Annotated in this window: 12 protein-coding genes and 2 rRNA genes (1 of these 14 only partly in view); 8 read left to right on the forward strand and 6 right to left on the reverse strand. The window is 68.3% G+C overall.

All coding sequences use genetic code 11. The features are described 5' to 3' along the window. Both BLT28_RS02620 and rrf read left to right on the forward strand, forming a co-directional pair. A 23S ribosomal RNA gene (locus BLT28_RS02620) occupies nt 1-2,336 on the forward strand; it begins 773 nt to the left of the window's first position. A gap of 81 nt (nt 2,337-2,417) precedes the next feature. Next, nucleotides 2,418-2,534, forward strand: a 5S ribosomal RNA gene (rrf, locus tag BLT28_RS02625). Nucleotides 2,535-2,600: 66 nt separating this feature from the next. Here the strand turns inward: rrf and BLT28_RS02630 are convergent. The 3 genes from BLT28_RS02630 to pruA form a co-directional block, all read right to left on the reverse strand. Further along, on the reverse strand, nt 2,601-3,203 hold the full coding sequence (locus BLT28_RS02630; RefSeq protein ID WP_030433616.1) for a TetR/AcrR family transcriptional regulator: 603 nt from the start codon (nt 3,201-3,203) through the stop codon (nt 2,601-2,603). Between the two features lie 192 nt (nt 3,204-3,395). Next, the gene (locus tag BLT28_RS02635; protein ID WP_030433617.1) at nt 3,396-4,325 is read right to left on the reverse strand and encodes a proline dehydrogenase family protein; all 930 of its coding nucleotides are present in this window, start codon (nt 4,323-4,325) and stop codon (nt 3,396-3,398) included. A gap of 8 nt (nt 4,326-4,333) precedes the next feature. After that, nucleotides 4,334-5,959, reverse strand: coding sequence for an L-glutamate gamma-semialdehyde dehydrogenase (gene pruA / locus BLT28_RS02640; protein ID WP_030433618.1), 1,626 nt, complete (start codon nt 5,957-5,959; stop codon nt 4,334-4,336). A gap of 169 nt (nt 5,960-6,128) precedes the next feature. On the opposite strand from pruA, the gene BLT28_RS02645 reads away from it, so the two are divergent. Next, on the forward strand, nt 6,129-7,793 hold the full coding sequence (locus BLT28_RS02645) for a PucR family transcriptional regulator (protein ID WP_052408233.1): 1,665 nt from the start codon (nt 6,129-6,131) through the stop codon (nt 7,791-7,793). A gap of 14 nt (nt 7,794-7,807) precedes the next feature. Here BLT28_RS02645 and BLT28_RS02650 read toward each other — a convergent pair whose 3' ends face one another. After that, nucleotides 7,808-8,683 (reverse strand): MurR/RpiR family transcriptional regulator, encoded by an 876-nt coding sequence (locus BLT28_RS02650; protein WP_030433620.1) that lies wholly within the window; start codon nt 8,681-8,683, stop codon nt 7,808-7,810. Nucleotides 8,684-8,774: 91 nt separating this feature from the next. On the opposite strand from BLT28_RS02650, the gene BLT28_RS02655 reads away from it, so the two are divergent. From BLT28_RS02655 to BLT28_RS02665, 3 genes are read left to right on the forward strand one after another with little or no spacing between them, the layout of a single operon-like run. Continuing rightward, nucleotides 8,775-10,133: an MFS transporter gene (locus BLT28_RS02655; RefSeq protein ID WP_030433621.1), complete on the forward strand. Its 1,359-nt coding sequence runs from the start codon at nt 8,775-8,777 to the stop codon at nt 10,131-10,133. Next, the gene (locus BLT28_RS02660; RefSeq protein ID WP_030433622.1) at nt 10,130-10,588 is read left to right on the forward strand and encodes a GAF domain-containing protein; all 459 of its coding nucleotides are present in this window, start codon (nt 10,130-10,132) and stop codon (nt 10,586-10,588) included. The genes BLT28_RS02655 and BLT28_RS02660 overlap by 4 nt, the downstream gene beginning before the upstream one ends. After that, complete coding sequence (locus tag BLT28_RS02665; protein ID WP_030433623.1) at nt 10,579-11,781, forward strand: metal-dependent hydrolase family protein; 1,203 nt, start codon at nt 10,579-10,581, stop codon at nt 11,779-11,781. Before BLT28_RS02660 ends, BLT28_RS02665 begins: the two co-directional genes overlap by 10 nt. Here BLT28_RS02665 and BLT28_RS02670 read toward each other — a convergent pair. Continuing rightward, nucleotides 11,774-13,609, reverse strand: a complete 1,836-nt coding sequence (locus tag BLT28_RS02670) for an FUSC family protein (protein WP_030433624.1) — start codon at nt 13,607-13,609, stop codon at nt 11,774-11,776. The genes BLT28_RS02665 and BLT28_RS02670 overlap by 8 nt on opposite strands. 151 nt (nt 13,610-13,760) lie before the next feature. On the opposite strand from BLT28_RS02670, the gene BLT28_RS02675 reads away from it, so the two are divergent. Together BLT28_RS02675 and nudC are read left to right on the forward strand one after the other, a co-directional pair. Then, entirely contained in the window at nt 13,761-14,213 is a 453-nt protein-coding gene (locus tag BLT28_RS02675; protein ID WP_030433625.1) for an Lrp/AsnC family transcriptional regulator, read from the forward strand. A 5-nt stretch (nt 14,214-14,218) separates the two neighbouring features. After that, on the forward strand, nt 14,219-15,031 hold the full coding sequence (nudC, locus tag BLT28_RS02680; protein ID WP_030433626.1) for an NAD(+) diphosphatase: 813 nt from the start codon (nt 14,219-14,221) through the stop codon (nt 15,029-15,031). Here the strand turns inward: nudC and BLT28_RS02685 are convergent. Then, nucleotides 15,021-15,632, reverse strand: coding sequence for a superoxide dismutase family protein (locus BLT28_RS02685; RefSeq protein WP_030433627.1), 612 nt, complete (start codon nt 15,630-15,632; stop codon nt 15,021-15,023). The two genes, nudC and BLT28_RS02685, sit on opposite strands and share 11 nt — an antisense overlap. Nucleotides 15,633-15,697: the final 65 nt, after the last annotated feature.

A 15,697-nucleotide genomic window follows, 5' to 3' on the forward strand; every position in this document is an offset into this window, starting at 1 on the left:
CCCATGGCCAGGGTGAAGCGACGGTAAGACGTCGTGGAGGCCCGAACCCACTTAGGTTGAAAACTGAGGGGATGAGCTGTGGGTAGGGGTGAAAGGCCAATCAAACTCCGTGATAGCTGGTTCTCCCCGAAATGCATTTAGGTGCAGCGTCGCATGTTTCGTGCCGGAGGTAGAGCACTGGATGGTCTAGGGGGCCTACAAGCTTACTGAAATCAGCCAAACTCCGAATGCCGGTACGTGAGAGTGTGGCAGTGAGACTGCGGGGGATAAGCTTCGTAGTCGAGAGGGAAACAGCCCAGAACACCAGCTAAGGCCCCTAAGTGTGCGCTCAGTGGGAAAGGATGTTGGGTCGCTTAGACAACCAGGAGGTTGGCTTAGAAGCAGCCATCCTTTAAAGAGTGCGTAATAGCTCACTGGTCAAGTGGTTCAGCGCCGACAATGTAGCGGGGCTCAAGCGCACCGCCGAAGCTGTGTCATTCACATATAGAGCTCGGCTGCAATCCTTGAGGTTGTGGTCCAGGTGTGTGGATGGGTAGGGGAGCGTCGTGTCACCAGGGAAGCAGCGGTGGAAACCAGCTGTGGAGGTGACGCGAGTGAGAATGCAGGTATGAGTAGCGAAAGCAGAGTGAGAAACTCTGCCGCCGGATGACCAAGGGTTCCTGGGCCAGGCTAATCCGCCCAGGGTAAGTCGGGACCTAAGGCGAGGCCGACAGGCGTAGTCGATGGACAACGGGTTGATATTCCCGTACCCGTGTGGATGCGCCCATGGCGAGGCCAGGGATACTAACCGCCCAAAGCGTTGTGCGTCTTCGGACAATCAACGTGGAGCGCGGGACCTGATCTGGTAGTAGTCAAGCGATGGGGTGACGCAGGAAGGTAGCTCCGCCAGTGAGTGGTTGTACTGGTGTAAGCGTGTGGCCCGAGTGGTAGGCAAATCCGCCGCTCATGTGGGTGAGGCGTGATGCGTAGCCGATTGAGGCGAAGTGAGTGATCCTATGCTGCCGAGAAAAGCCTCTAGTGAGTGTCCATGCGGCCCGTACCCCAAACCGACACAGGTGGTCAGGTAGAGAATACCGAGGCGATCGGGTGAACTGTGGTTAAGGAACTCGGCAAAATGCCCCCGTAACTTCGGGAGAAGGGGGGCCGGGTGGCTTGATACCCCTTGCGGGTTAGGGCTGAACGGCCGCAGAGACCAGGGAGAAGCGACTGTTTATTAAAAACACAGGTCCGTGCGAAGTCGCAAGACGATGTATACGGACTGACGCCTGCCCGGTGCTGGAACGTTAAGGGGACCGGTTAGCTCTTCGGGGCGAAGCTGAGAACTTAAGCGCCAGTAAACGGCGGTGGTAACTATAACCATCCTAAGGTAGCGAAATTCCTTGTCGGGTAAGTTCCGACCTGCACGAATGGCGTAACGACTTCTCCGCTGTCTCAACCACAGGCCCGGCGAAATTGCACTACGAGTAAAGATGCTCGTTACGCGCGGCAGGACGGAAAGACCCCGGGACCTTTACTATAGCTTGGTATTGGTGTTTGGTTCGGCTTGTGTAGGATAGGTGGGAGACTGTGAAGCTTCAACGCCAGTTGGGGTGGAGTCGTTGTTGAAATACCACTCTGGTCGTACTGGATGTCTAACCTCGGTCCATGATCTGGATCAGGGACAGTGCCTGGTGGGTAGTTTAACTGGGGCGGTTGCCTCCCAAAGGGTAACGGAGGCGCCCAAAGGTTCCCTCAGCCTGGTTGGCAATCAGGTGTTGAGTGTAAGTGCACAAGGGAGCTTGACTGTGAGACCGACGGGTCGAGCAGGGACGAAAGTCGGGACTAGTGATCCGGCACTGGCTTGTGGAAGCGGTGTCGCTCAACGGCTAAAAGGTACCCCGGGGATAACAGGCTGATCTTGCCCAAGAGTCCATATCGACGGCATGGTTTGGCACCTCGATGTCGGCTCGTCGCATCCTGGGGCTGGAGTAGGTCCCAAGGGTTGGGCTGTTCGCCCATTAAAGCGGCACGCGAGCTGGGTTTAGAACGTCGTGAGACAGTTCGGTCCCTATCCGCCGCGCGCGTTGGATACTTGAGGAAGGCTGTCCCTAGTACGAGAGGACCGGGACGGACGAACCTCTGGTGTGCCAGTTGTTCCGCCAGGGGCATTGCTGGTTGGCTACGTTCGGAAGGGATAACCGCTGAAAGCATCTAAGCGGGAAGCTCGTTCCAAGATGAGGTATCCCACCACCTTGAGTGGTTAAGGCTCCCAGTAGATGACTGGGTTGATAGGCCAGAGATGGAAGCACGGTAACGTGTGGAGTTGACTGGTACTAATAGGCCGAGGGCTTGACTACAAACATGCTACGCGTCCACTGTGCGGTTCTGAAACGAACAACCCGCCCATGCATGGGTGTGGGTTGATAGTTTCATAGTGTTTCGGTGGTTATGGCGGAGGGGAAACGCCCGGTCCCATTCCGAACCCGGAAGCTAAGCCCTCCAGCGCCGATGGTACTGCACTCGTGAGGGTGTGGGAGAGTAGGACGCCGCCGAACATTCTTTCCACAAGGGGGAGACCGAGTTATTCGGTCTCCCCCTTGTCGGCATGCCCGGGGAAAGATCTACAGCGGGGCGAGCAGGGCGGCGAGGCCCTGGCGGATCCGATCCGTGCTCAGCCCGCGGACCCGCCGCTGATGCAGGTACAGGTTCGTCGCCAACGGCGCCAGCAGCGCGTCGGCGAGGAACTCCGCGTCCACGTCCGCCCGCACCTCACCGATCAACGCGACAAGGTGTGCGTGGTGCACCTCGTAGGCGGTGCAGGTGAAACGGGCATAAGGAGCCGAGGTCTCGGCGACCAGCAACAGCTCCGAGTTCTCCTCAAGACGGTCGACCAGCGCCGACATCAACGCGGCGATCCGCTCCTTCGGCGGAGCCCCCGGACCGAGCGGCGCAGGACCGGTCAGCAGCGACTCCTGGAACTGCAGTTCCTGCTCGGAGAGCAGCGCGTGCGCCAGGCCGGAGAGATCGCCGAACCGCCGGTACACCGTGCCGACACCGACCCGGGCCATCCGTGCGACCTCGTCCATCGACAGGCCGGCCGCCCCGCGCGTCTGCAGGATCAGGCCGGCCGCATCCAAGATCTTCCTGCGGTTGCGCGCCGCGTCCGCCCGCTCGGCCACCCGGCCGCGGCCCGGCGCCGGGACGGTGACGGAATCGCTGGTCACGAAGGCGGTCCCCCTCAGTCGAGCATCGGTGCGCTGGCGATGGCCTGACAGGGTATCGGAGCGCATTCCGGATCCGCTGAACTCGATCTCAGAAATTTGTTACGTTGATGACTTCAGTGTGAAGTGAAATTGATCCGCCAGGACAAGGGCCCGCCGATCACCTCGACGGGCCCTCTGCCGGTTACGCCCTGCTCATCCCCGCGACAGCAAGGAGCGCAGGAAGAACGCGATGTTGGCCGGGCGCTCGGCCAACCGTCGCATGAAGTAGCCGTACCACTCGTCGCCGTACGGGACGTAGACGCGCATGCGGTGTCCCTCGGCGGCCAGGCGCAGCTGCTCCGTAGGGCGAATGCCATAGAGCATCTGGTACTCGAACTCGCCCGGCTTGCGACCGGCACGCGAGGCGAGGTCCCCGGCGATCTCGATCAGTCGCGGGTCGTGGGAGGCGACCATCGGGTAGCCGCTGCCGTTCATCAACACCTTCAGGCAGCGCACGTAGGACATGTCGACCTCGTGCTTGTCCTGGTAGGCGACCGACTCCGGCTCCTTGTAGGCGCCCTTGCACAGCCGAACCCGCGAACCCGCGGTGGCGAGGTCGCGGCAGTCGGCCTCGGTGCGCTTGAGGTACGCCTGGAGGACCGCGCCGACCCACGGGAAGTCCATCCGCAGTTCGGCGAGGATGTCCAGCGTCGAGTCGGTCGTGGTGTGGTCCTCCATGTCGAGGGTCACCGTGGTGCCGACGACCCCCGCGGCCGAGCAGATCTTGCGCGCGTTCTCCAGCGCGATGCGGTGCCCGTTCTTCGGCAGGGACTGACCGACCGCGGACAGCTTCACCGACACCTCGGCGCGCTCGGACAGCCCCGTCTCCTGGAGCAGCCCGAGCAACCGCAGGTACGCCTCGACCGTGGCGTCCGCGTCGGTGGTCTGCACGGTGTCCTCGCCGAGGTGGTCGAGGGTGACGTAGCGGCCGGAGTCGATCAGCTCACGGGTGATCCGGATGGCGTCGTCCACGGCGGAGCCCGCCACGAAGCGGTCCACGACCGGCTTGGTCAGCGGCGTGGTCTCCACCAGCGTGCGAGCGGCAGGGGAGCGCGATGCGAAAAGCAGCGAGGAGCGCAGCATGGTGACTCCTATCCCTGGTGCGGGTGGCGGGAGGCGGTGGGGGCGACGAAGGTTTCCTTGATCGACCGCGGGCTGACCCAGCGCAGCAGGTTGTGCACGGCGCCTGCCTTGTCGTTGGTGCCCGACGCGCGACCGCCGCCGAAGGGCTGCTGGCCGACGACCGCGCCGGTGGGCTTGTCGTTGATGTAGAAGTTGCCCGCGGCGAAGCGCAGCTCCTCGGTCGCCTTGGCGACGGCGTACCGGTCGCGCGCCATGATCGAACCGGTCAAGCCGTACGGGGCGGCGCTCTCCATCTGGCGGAGCACGGTGTCGAAGTCGCCGTCGTCGAACACGTGCACGGCGAGGATCGGGCCGAAGTACTCGGTCGTGAAGACCTCGTGTTCCGGGTTCTCGCCGAGCAGCACGGTCGGCCGGACGAAGAAGCCCTGCGAGTCGTCGGCGGTTCCCCCGGCGACGATCTCCAGAGAGGAGTCCGCGCGGGCCCGGTCGAGCACGCCCGAGAGCTTGTCGAAGGAGCGGCGGTCGATCACCGCGCCCATGAAGTTCGACAGGTCGGTGACGTCGCCGACGGTCAGCGCCTCGACCTCGGCGAGGAAGTCGTCACGGATGACCTTCCACAGCGAGCGCGGCACGTAGGCGCGCGAGGCGGCGGAGCACTTCTGGCCCTGGTACTCGAAGGCGCCGCGGACCATGGCGGTGCGCAGGACGTCCGGGTCGGCGGAGGGGTGGGCGAGGATGAAGTCCTTGCCACCGGTCTCGCCGACCAGGCGCGGGTAGGCGCGGTAGGTGCGGATGTTCGCGCCGACGGTGCCCCACAGGTGCTGGAAGGTCGCGGTGGAGCCGGTGAAGTGGATGCCCGCCAGGTCGCGGTCGGCGAGGGCCACCTCGGAGACGGCGAGACCGTCGCCGGTCACCAGGTTGATCACGCCGGGCGGCATGCCGGCCTCTTCGAGCAGGCGCATGGTCAGGTGCGCGGACAGGGCCTGCGTCGGGGACGGCTTCCACAGCACGACGTTGCCCATGAGCGCGGGCGCGGTCGGCAGGTTGGCCGCGATGGCGGTGAAGTTGAACGGCGTGATCGCGTAGACGAAGCCCTCGAGCGGGCGGTGGTCGGTGCGGTTCCACACGCCGGGGGAGCTCTTCGGCTGCTCGGCCAGCAGCTGACGGCCGAAGTGCACGTTGAAGCGCCAGAAGTCGATCAGCTCGCAGGCCGAGTCGATCTCCGCCTGGACCGCGGTCTTGGACTGGCCGAGCATGGTGGCGGCGTTGAGCTTCTGCCGCCACGGACCGGCCAGCAGGTCGGCCGCGCGGAGCAGGATCGCGGCGCGGTCGTCGAAGGACAGCGCGCGCCACGCGGGGGCGGCCTCCCGGGCGGCGGCGATGGCGGCCGCGGCGTCGGCGGTGGTGGCGTTGCCGGTGCTGCCCAGCACGGAGCGGTGGTTGTGCGGCTGGACCACGTCGATCCGCTCGCCGCCCGCCATCCGCTGCTCGCCGCCGATGGTCATGGTCAGCTCGTGCGGCTCCTTGGCCAGCGCGACCAGTTCCCGCTCCAGCTCGGCCCGCTCGGGTTTGCCCGGGGCGTAGTCGAGCACCGGCTCGTTGACCGGAAGCGGAACCTGGGTCACGGCGTCCATGAAGTCTCCTCGCTGAGAAGTCGTCCTGATGGCCCGCACGTTAGGTCTCGTCGACCCGCCGTTCTGTGGCGGTTTGGCTAGAGTTCCGGCCATGGCTTTGTTCGATCGGACAAAGGAGGTGGGCGTGCCGGACAAGGATGAGGGGGCGGGCGCACGGCATCAACACTCGATCCCGCAAGCGGATCTTCGGCATGGCGCCGGTATCCGGCAGCTCCTGCTCACCCTCGGCGATGAGCTGGTCGAGCCGTTGGTCGTGCCGCGCGACGCCGAGGTGCTGGACGTGGTGATCCTCGATCCGGACGACGAGCCCGGCGTGCAGCCCGGCGACCTGGTGCTGCTCATCGGTGTGCGCGGGCGCGCGGCGGTGCCCCTCGTGCGGTCGGCCGCCCGGCGCGGGGCTGTCGCGGTCGCGGTGAAGATCGACGAGCGGGATGTCGCGGCGGAAGCACTGCGGGATGCGGCGCGGGAAGAGGGGACGGCACTGCTCGGTGTGCGGCCCGGAGCGCGGTGGGAGCAGCTGGAGGCGTTGCTGCGCGCGGTGGTCAGCAGTGCGCGGGTGGCGGCGTCGGCCGGGGAGGGGCAGGTGCTCGGCGACCTGTTCGGGCTGGCGCAGACGATCGCGGAGCTGACCGGCGGGATCGTGAGCATCGAAGATCCGGCCTATCGCGTCCTGGCGTACTCGCGCTCCGACGACGCGGTCGACGAGCTGCGGCGGTTGTCGATCCTCGGGCGGGAGGGGCCGGAGTCCTACCTGTCGATGCTCCGCGGTTGGGGTGTCTACCAGCGGTTGCGCTCCGGTGAGGACGTCGTGCACCTGGACGAGCGGGCCGATCTGGGGATTCGGCGGCGGCTCGCGGTGGGCATCCACGCGGGCTCGCAGTACCTGGGCACGATCTGGGTGCAGCACGCGGGGCGTGACTTCTCGCCGGGCGCGGAGCAGGCGCTGGTCGGCGCGGCCCGGGTGGCGGCGCTGCACCTGATCCGCCAGCGCAGCGAGTCTTCGGCGATGATGCTCGACCCCGCGAGCGGGTCTTCGGCCGAAGTCCGCCTGCGCGCGAACCTGCTCCGCGGCCTGCTTGACGGGCGGGTCGATCCGGTGACGGTGGGCGAGCAGGTGGGCACGGATCTCCGGCGGCCGTCGACCGTGGTGATCTTCGCGGCGCGCGGTGCGGAGCGCGAACTGCGGCTGACCGAACTGACGAGCCTGATCTCCGTGCACGCCGCGGCCTATCGACGGGCCGCGCTGGTGGCGCCGAGCGGTGGGCGGGTCTACGTGCTGCTGCCGGAGCTGCCCGAGTCCGGCGCGCGGGAGACGGTCCTGGCGCTGACCAGGGAGATCGTGACCGCGGCGCGGCGCAGGGGGCAGGTGCAGGCGGCGATCGGCGCGGTCGCGGCGGGCCCGCAGCAGATCGCGGAGTCCCGCCGGGTCGCCGAGCGAGTGCTCGCTGCGGCGGTGCGCCACCCGGACGTCGAGGTGGCGACGCTGGAGGAGCTGCGATCGGAAGTGCTCTACAGCGAGCTGATCGATGTCGTCGCCGGACATCCCGGGATCCGTGATCCGCGGCTGCACGGGTTGATCGCGCACGACGCGGAGCACGGGAGCCGGTTCGCGGAGAGCCTGCGCGCCTACCTCGACGCGTTCGGCGACGTGGCGGGGGCGGCGGCGGAGATGCACATCCACCCCAACACGCTGCGGTACCGCGTGCGGCGTGCGGTGGAGCTGACGGGGATCGACCTCGACGACCCCCGCCAGCGCCTCGTCACGACGCTGCAGCTGCACCTTTCCGAAGATCCGCTAGCGGGATCGAGCATCGGCACCGACAAGCCGGACTGACGACGAGGAGGCGGTCACGAGCGGCGCGGCGAGCGGTGCAGCAGGGTGAAGTTCGCCCACTGGTCCTCGGCGGCCTGGACCGCGGCGCGGGTGTGGTCGGGGTCGATCGCGGCGAGCTGCGCGACGATCGCGTGCGCCACGGCCGTGCCCGCAGTGAGCGAGGGGAAGAAGGCCACGCCCTCCGCGGGCACCAGGACCACGTCGTCGGCGGCCTCGGTCAGGGCCGGGCTGGCCGCGTCGCTGACCGCGTAGACCGTCGCGCCCCGGTCCCGGGCGAGCTGCGCGGCGCGGACTGTGCTCTCGTACAGGCGCCAGAAGCTGATCGCGATCAGGACGTCGTCGGCGGTGATCCGGGCCGAGGCGTTGGCCAGCTCCGTGACGTTGGTGATCAAGGTCGCCGGGTAGCCCGCCAGGCTGATGTTGTGCGTGAGGGCGGTGCCGACCGCGGCGTAGCTGCCGGAGGCGACGACGAGCGTGGTGCGGGCGCCCGCGACGGAGCGGGCGATGCGCTCGAAGACGTCCGGGGACAGGCGCCGGGACACCGCGAGGCTTTCCGCGTCGCGGCGCAGCGAGGCCAGGCACGGCTGTTCCGAGCTGGCGCCGTGCTCGGCGGCGACCTCGGGCGCGGTCAGGGCCGAGAGGTAGCGGGCGCGCAGTTGTTGTTGCAGCGCTGGCCATCCCGCGAAGTTCAGCGCCTGCGCGGTGCGGGTCACCGTGGCCACGTTGACGCAGGCCAGCTCGGCGATGTCGGCGGTGGAGCCGAAGGACGCCCGGCGCGGCTGGCTGATCAGGACGTCGAGCACCGCGGTGGACTTGGCCGACAGGCCGCCCGGCGGAACCCGGTCGCGGAGCCACGCTTCGTAACTGTCCTCGGGGCTGTCTTCGTGCACGTCACCAGTTTGCAACGGTTGTTGCGAAAATTCGATACCGCAGCATAGGTTGCGGCGACTGGTTAGCTCTGCGAACGAAGTGGAGGGCCGCGTGTCGTTGCTCGCCCGACTGGATCGCCTACCCCTGTCCCGCCCCCACCACCGGCTGTTGTTCATCGGCGGCCTCGGCTACACCTTCGACGGCATGGACGCGGCGGTCGTCGCCTTCCTGCTGCCGAGCGTGCAGGCCGAATGGGGGCTGTCGAACGCGCAGCTGGGCCTGATCGGCTCGGCCACCCCGTTCGGCTTCCTCTTCGGTGCCGCGCTCGCCGGCATCCTCGGTGACCGGTTCGGCAGGCGCTGGGTGATGATGGGCGCGCTGGCCTTCTACTGCGCGTTCACCCTCCTCGCGGCCGGGGCGCCGAACTTCGAGATGTTCCTGGTCGCCCGGGTGCTCGCGGGCATGGGCACCGGAGCGGAGAGCGCCATCATCGCCCCGTTCCTGTCCGAGTTCGTCCCGCCCGCGCGGCGCGGCTGGTTCGTCGGCGCGCTCGCCGGGTTCTTCTCCTTCGGCTTCGTCGGCGCCGCACTGATCGGCCGGTTCGTCGTGCCGACCATGGACGAGGGCTGGCGCTGGGCCCAGGTGCTGACCGCTCTGCCGGTGCTGATGTTGTTGTGGTGGCGGCGTTCCCTGCCCGAATCACCGCGCTACCTGCTGGCCAACGGCCGCGCCGAGGAGGCCGAGCGCGTCGTGGCCGCCTTCGAGCGCGAGACCGAGCGCGCGACCGGTGCCCCGCTGCCACCGGTTGCAGTGTCGTTGTCGGAGGAGAGCACGGTCCAGGCCGCGCGCAAGGTCGGGCTCGGCTCGGCACTGCGGTTCCTGTGGAGCGGCCCGATGGCCAGGCGTACGGCGATCACCTGGCTGCTCTGGTTCGTGATCACCTTCTCCTACTACGGTTTCTTCTCCTGGATCCCGACACTGCTGGTGCAGCAGGGGATCACGGTGACGAAGAGCTTCGAGTTCTCCATCGTGATCTACCTGGCGCAGGTGCCCGGCTACTTCTCCGCGGCCTGGCTGGGGGAGCGGCTGGACCGGAAGAACACCATCGCGCTCTACCTCGCGGGCTCGGCGGTGAGCGCGTTCTGGCTGAGCCAGATGACCGATCCGGTGATGATCATGGTGTCCGGGGCGGTGCTGTCGTTCTTCCTCAACGGCACCTACGCGGGCCTGTACTCCTACACCCCCGAGGTGTTCCCGACCTGGGTCCGCGCCAGCGGCACCGGGCTGTCCAGCGCGTTCGGCCGGGTCGGCAGCATCCTCGCGCCGTCGATCATCGGCTTCTTCGCCGCGACGTGGGGCTTCGGCGGCGTGTTCGGCATGACCACGACGGTGCTCGCTGTGGGTGTGGCCGCCGTGCTGGTCTTCGGGTTGTCCACGGCGGGGAAGTCCTTGGAGGAGTTGACGGAATGAGTCGCGCGCTCGCGAAGCTCGAACTGGCTTTTCGTGCCGAGGTCGGCGCCCGGTTGTTCACGGTGCTGGCGTGGCTGCCGTCGCGGCGCGTGCTGCACCGCGTGCACACCAGCCACCCCGAGCAGTACCCGGTCGGTGGGGAGAAGTCGGTGCAGGTCGCCGCGGGCTGGCTGCGGCAGTGCGTCGAGGAGGGGAAGCCGTTCCTCGGCGCCGACCGCAAGGCCGTGCGCGAGGTGTTCATCGACCACGTGGTGATCGACCGGCTCGGCTGCGGCGCGGTGATCAACCTGCCGGTGCCGGCCGGCGGCAGGGTGGTCGGCGTGATCAATTTGCTGGACGCTGAGGGCGTCTACGACGAGGACTCGGTGCGGCGGGCGGAGAAGCTGGCCCCCGCCGCCGCGCCCGCGCTGGAGGCGTTGGTGCGCAAGCTGGAGGGAGCTTCCCGGTGCTGTTGAGGAACGCCGTCCTGTTCGAGCCGGAGAGCGGCGAGTTCACCGAGGGCGACCTGCTCGCGGTCGACGGCCGGATCGCCGAGGTCGGTCAAGGGCTCCGCGCCCCCGGGGGAACGCGGGTGCTCGACGTGGCCGGAGCCGTGGTGATGCCCGGCTTGGTGGACGCCCACGTGCACGTCACCGCGGCGACGGGTGACCTGGCGGCGATGGTCGGCTGGAGCCCGTCGTACGTCACCGCGCACGCCGCGCGGATCATGCGCGGCATGCTGGAGCGCGGGTTCACCACCGTGCGCGACGCTTCCGGCGCGGACTACGGACTCGCCGACGCGCAGGCCGAAGGATTGCTGAGCGGACCTCGGCTTCTCTTCTGCGGCAAGGCGTTGAGCCAGACCGGTGGGCACGGTGACTCGCGCGGCAGGGGTACTCAGGTGCGTGACGGGCACTCGTGCTGTGCGGGGCTCGGGCGAGTCGCGGACGGCGTTGACGAGGTTCGCGTCGCGGCCAGGGACGAACTCCGCAAGGGCGCGCACCACATCAAGGTGATGGCTTCTGGTGGGGTGGCTTCGCCGACCGACCGCATCGACTCCACGCAGTACTCCATGGAGGAGCTGCGCGCCATCGTGCAGGAGGCGGAGGCGGCCAACCGCTACGTCGCCGCGCACGCCTACACCGCGCGGGCGGTCAACCGAGCACTGGAAGCCGGAGTGCGCTCCATCGAGCACGGCAACCTGCTCGACGACCGCAGTGTGGAGCTTTTCGTTGAGCACCAAGCATTTCTGGTGCCGACACTCATCACGTACTGGGCGTTGAAGCAGGAGGGCATGGAGTTCGGCCTCAGCCGCGACAACTGGAAGAAGGTCGACGCGGTGCTCGACGCCGGACTGTCCGCTGTGGAGCGTGCGGCTCGTGGCGGAGTTCGGATCGTCTACGGCAGCGATCTGCTCGGTGGGATGCACCGGCACCAGAGCCGCGAGTTCGCGCTGCGCGCCGAGGTCCTGTCCACTGTGGACGTCATCAGGTCGGCGACGAGCACGGCCGCGGAGCTGGTGGGCATGGCCGGAGAGATCGGTACCCTCCGCGTTGGCGCGCACGCCGATCTTCTCGTGCTGGACGGCAACCCGGTCGAGGACATCTCGGTTCTTGCCGAGCCCCAGCACCACGTGCGCACCGTCATCCAGTCCGGCGCCGTCATCTGAGTTCGTGTTGGGCCTGGCGGAGGCGGACCAGGTCGGCGGCCATGGCGTCGAACAGGAGACGCTGTTCGGGGTCGGCGGTGTCGACCAGTTCCACGAAACGATCGCTCTCGTCGTCGCGCTCGGACTCCAGTGAGGCGGCGAGAGCGGTCAGGGCGTGGCGGGTGGACTCCTCGGTCCCGGGCACGGCGGCGCGGTGCACCATCAGGCCGGCGATGCCGCTCAGCAAACCCGCCAGCGCCTCGCCCGCCTTGGTGACGGCGGCGCGCTCGGGTTCGCTGGCACGGCGGCCCACCGTCGGCGGGTTCAGGACGTCGTTGATGCAGCGCACCAGCTCGCGGCGGCCTCGACGGGCTGCGCGCTCGCTCGGGTCGACGGGTGTGTTGGCGGTCAAGGCGATCAGGCCGGAGCGCAGTGCGTTGACGGCGTCGGTGACGCGCTCGGCGGGCGTGGGCTGCCGGGTGCCCGGCACCACGGCGAAGCCGAACAGCAACCCGATCGCGGCGGCGAGCACGGTCAGCACCACGTACTCGACGATGACCGCGGTCGGGTCGAGGTGCTTGGTGGTGGCGTACATGCCGACGAGCATCAGCACGATGCAGGCGTTGAAGATGATCGGCTGCGACCGTTGGAAGCCGAAGCCCGCCACGAGCGCGAGCAGGCCGATCGGCATCAGCAGGTGGTCCGGGGCGAACGTCAGCACACCGAACATGGCCACCGAGCCGAGCACCGCGCCCGCGGTGCGCTGCCACGCGCGGGTCGCGCTCGCTCGCCAATCCGGCTGCGTGATCAGGAAAACGGCCATCAGGAACGAGGTCATGAGCGGGTCGTCCGGCCGCTGCGTCACGAGGACCAACGCGACGAGGATGCCGAGCGCGCAGCGCAGCGCGTGACGGAACTGGGCCGAACGCCAGCTGAACGCACCGGCCAGCGCGTCGCCGAGATAGCCGCTGCCGTGCTGTCGCCAGTCCGTCGATGTGCGGTCGCGGTCGGCGAGCGCGGCGTGCAGCCGGTCCAGTGCTTCGTGCATGCGCGTCACCAGGCGGCCGGTGCTGCCCGGGAGGTTCTTCAACAGCGACGGGCGTTGCGGCACAACGAGATCGGCCGGCGTTTCCTTCGCCCTCACCGCCTCGGCGAGGGTGCCGGCCTCCTCCTTCGCCGCGTCGAGGACTTCGCGGGCGTCGGGTCGGGCGCTCAGCACGGCCGCCGCGGCGCGGTAGCGGAGGGTCGCGTCGAGGACGTGGCCGAGCCATCGGCGTTGCTTGTCGGAGCGCCACGCCTGCACGGCGGCCTCGGGGTCGGTGAGCTTCGGCGCGGCGAGCAGGTCCGCGATCGCCTTGCGGGTAGGGCCATCCGGATCGCGGAGCCCGGCGAGCACCCGCACCAGAACGGTCACCGCCGCGGCCAGGGCGGGCGCGGCGAGGATCTGCCACCACGCCGCGGTTCCGGTGAGCTGGAAGGAATAGCCGAACAGGGCGGCCATGCCGAGGCCGAGCGCGGGCGTGACGAACCGCGGTCCGAGCGCGGGCAGCAACCCGGCCACGAAGATCACCACGGTCAGCAGCGCGATGGCGGCGGGCACGCTGACGTGCGCGAGAAGCCGGGGCGCGGCCGCGGCCACCACCACGGTCGGGGCGAACCACGCGAGCAGCCGCAGATCCGGCACCAGGGCCCCGCCGAACGCGGCCATCAGGCAGAACATCGCGGTCAGCGCGCCGAGCATGGCAGCGGGGCCGAGGCCGACCAGCGTGCCGAGCCCGGAGACCCCGCCGACCAGGACCACGATCAGCGCGATCGTGGTGAGCACACGGGCGAGGGCCGTGCCAGTCATCGGGGTCCTCCAAGATCTCGACTCCGGCCGAAGTATGGATCACTCACCGTGCTCACCGCGCGCCGACCCGCCGACAGGACAAGGTCTGGTGATCACTGTCCTGTGCGGGATAGGGTCCGGACAGAAGTGTTCTTTGCGGAATGGAGTTCGGGTGGATCGGCTTGATCGGGAACTGCTCGCGTTGCTCCAGGAGGACGCGACCCAGTCCTACGCCACGCTGGGCAAGACCATCGGGCTGTCCACGACGGCCGCGCACGACCGCGTTCGCAAGCTCCGCGAGTCCGGGGTCATCCGGCGCACCACCGTCGAGGTCGATCCCGCCGCATGTGGACGGCCGGTGTCGGCGTTCGCGCTCGTCGACGGCACCGCGTGGCTGGGTGAACCCGCGGTGGGCGAGGCATTGGCCGCGATCGCCGAGATCGAGCAGGCGCACATCGTCGCGGGCAGCGCATCCCTGCTGGTCAAGATCCGCGCGTCCAGCAACGAGCACCTGCAGCAGGTCCTGCGGCGCATCTACGACGTCGACGGCGTCGGTGGAACCAAGACGATCGTGGTGCTGGAGACGTTCTTCGAGCGCGCTTTCGACCCGCGGGAGCAGTCGTGACACTCATGTACTGCGGACTCGAACTCGACCGGGCCGCCGACCGGCGCGGTGATCGCGCGTGGCTGGAGTCGGTGCGCACAACGGCGCGAGTGCTTCCGCTGTGGCGTGACAAGTGCCTGGTCGGTGCCACGCGGGGAGAACCGGACTTCGAGGTCTTCCTTGGCATGGACGGGGATACGGCTGTGTTCGCGGCCGATCTGTCCACCATGGAGCTGGCCGAGACCGGGGCGGGCGAAGCCGTCGACGTGCGGAGGCTCTTCGGCACGATCAGCGCCGAGGAAGCGGCGGTGCTGGCCTATGCGCGCGGAATCCTGCACTGGAACCGGAACCAGCGGTTCTGCGGGGCTTGCGGCGGTGCCACCGAGTCACGCGAGGGCGGTCACCTGCGGGTGTGCCGGGAGTGCTCGAAGCTGCTGTTCCCGCGCATCGAACCCGCTGTGATCATGCTCGTCGAGTCGTCGGTGGAGCGGAAGGTCCTGCTCGGGCGAGGGCCGAAGGGCGGGTTCTGCACCCTGGCCGGGTTCGTGGAGATCGGCGAGAGCCTGGAGGACGCGGTGCGGCGCGAGGCCTTCGAGGAGGCCGGGGTCGTCGTTGGCGAGGTCCGCTACCAGGCCTCGCAGGCGTGGCCGTTCCCGGCCGGGCTGATGGTCGGCTTCCGCGCGACCGCCGTCACCGACGAGTTCACAGTGGACGGTGCGGAGCTCGCGGAGGCGAAGTGGTTCACCCCGGACGAGCTCCGCGCCCACCAACCTGTGTTCTCCAAGAACGGGGACTCGATCGAGGGGTACCTGGTGCGCGAGTGGCTGGCTACTGCTTGAACGGGACGGTGAAGCAGGCGAGCCTGCCCCCCGCGGTCCCGGCCTGGCCGTGGTGCGTCGCCGTGGTCTCCTTCTCGTGCACCACGATCGAGGCGGGCGCGCGGTCGGTGAAACCGAACGGCACGGTCGTCTTCGACGAGCCCGCGCCCTGCGCGTCGGTGCGGAAGTCGAGCCAGATCTCGTTGCGCGGGTTGGCATATGCCGGATCGGCGGAGGGCTTCTCCGGAGTGGCGGCGGGGTCGATGGTGTTCTGGTAGTGCGGTCCCGCGTCCGCGCCGGTGGCACCGCACGGCTTGGTGTGGGCGTGCACCGCGTAGCCGCGCGAGGGCTGCATCCCCTTGGCGCTGAAGTCGACGGTGGTGCTGCCCTCACCGGAGGTGATCTTGACAGTCAGCTGCGCACCGATCGGCGCCGCGGGGTTGTAGCTGAACGCGGTGCCGGAGCCGGGGGCGGCGAGGGTGCCGGTGAACTCCGCGGGAGCCGGCTTCGGCAGGTCGGATGCGGAGCTGGGCGGGGTGTTCGCGGGCTTGTCGGGTTGCGAGCACGCGGTGATCAGGGCAGTGGACACGAGCACGGCCATGGTCAGCAAGCTACGAGACATGGCTCCAGTCTTCCCCCTCGCCACCGCGTGCACACCCCGGGGGGTTCGGCCGTCTTCAAGACCCC

Origin of the sequence: Allokutzneria albata, assembly GCF_900103775.1 — a bacterium.
Classification (GTDB): domain Bacteria; phylum Actinomycetota; class Actinomycetes; order Mycobacteriales; family Pseudonocardiaceae; genus Allokutzneria; species Allokutzneria albata.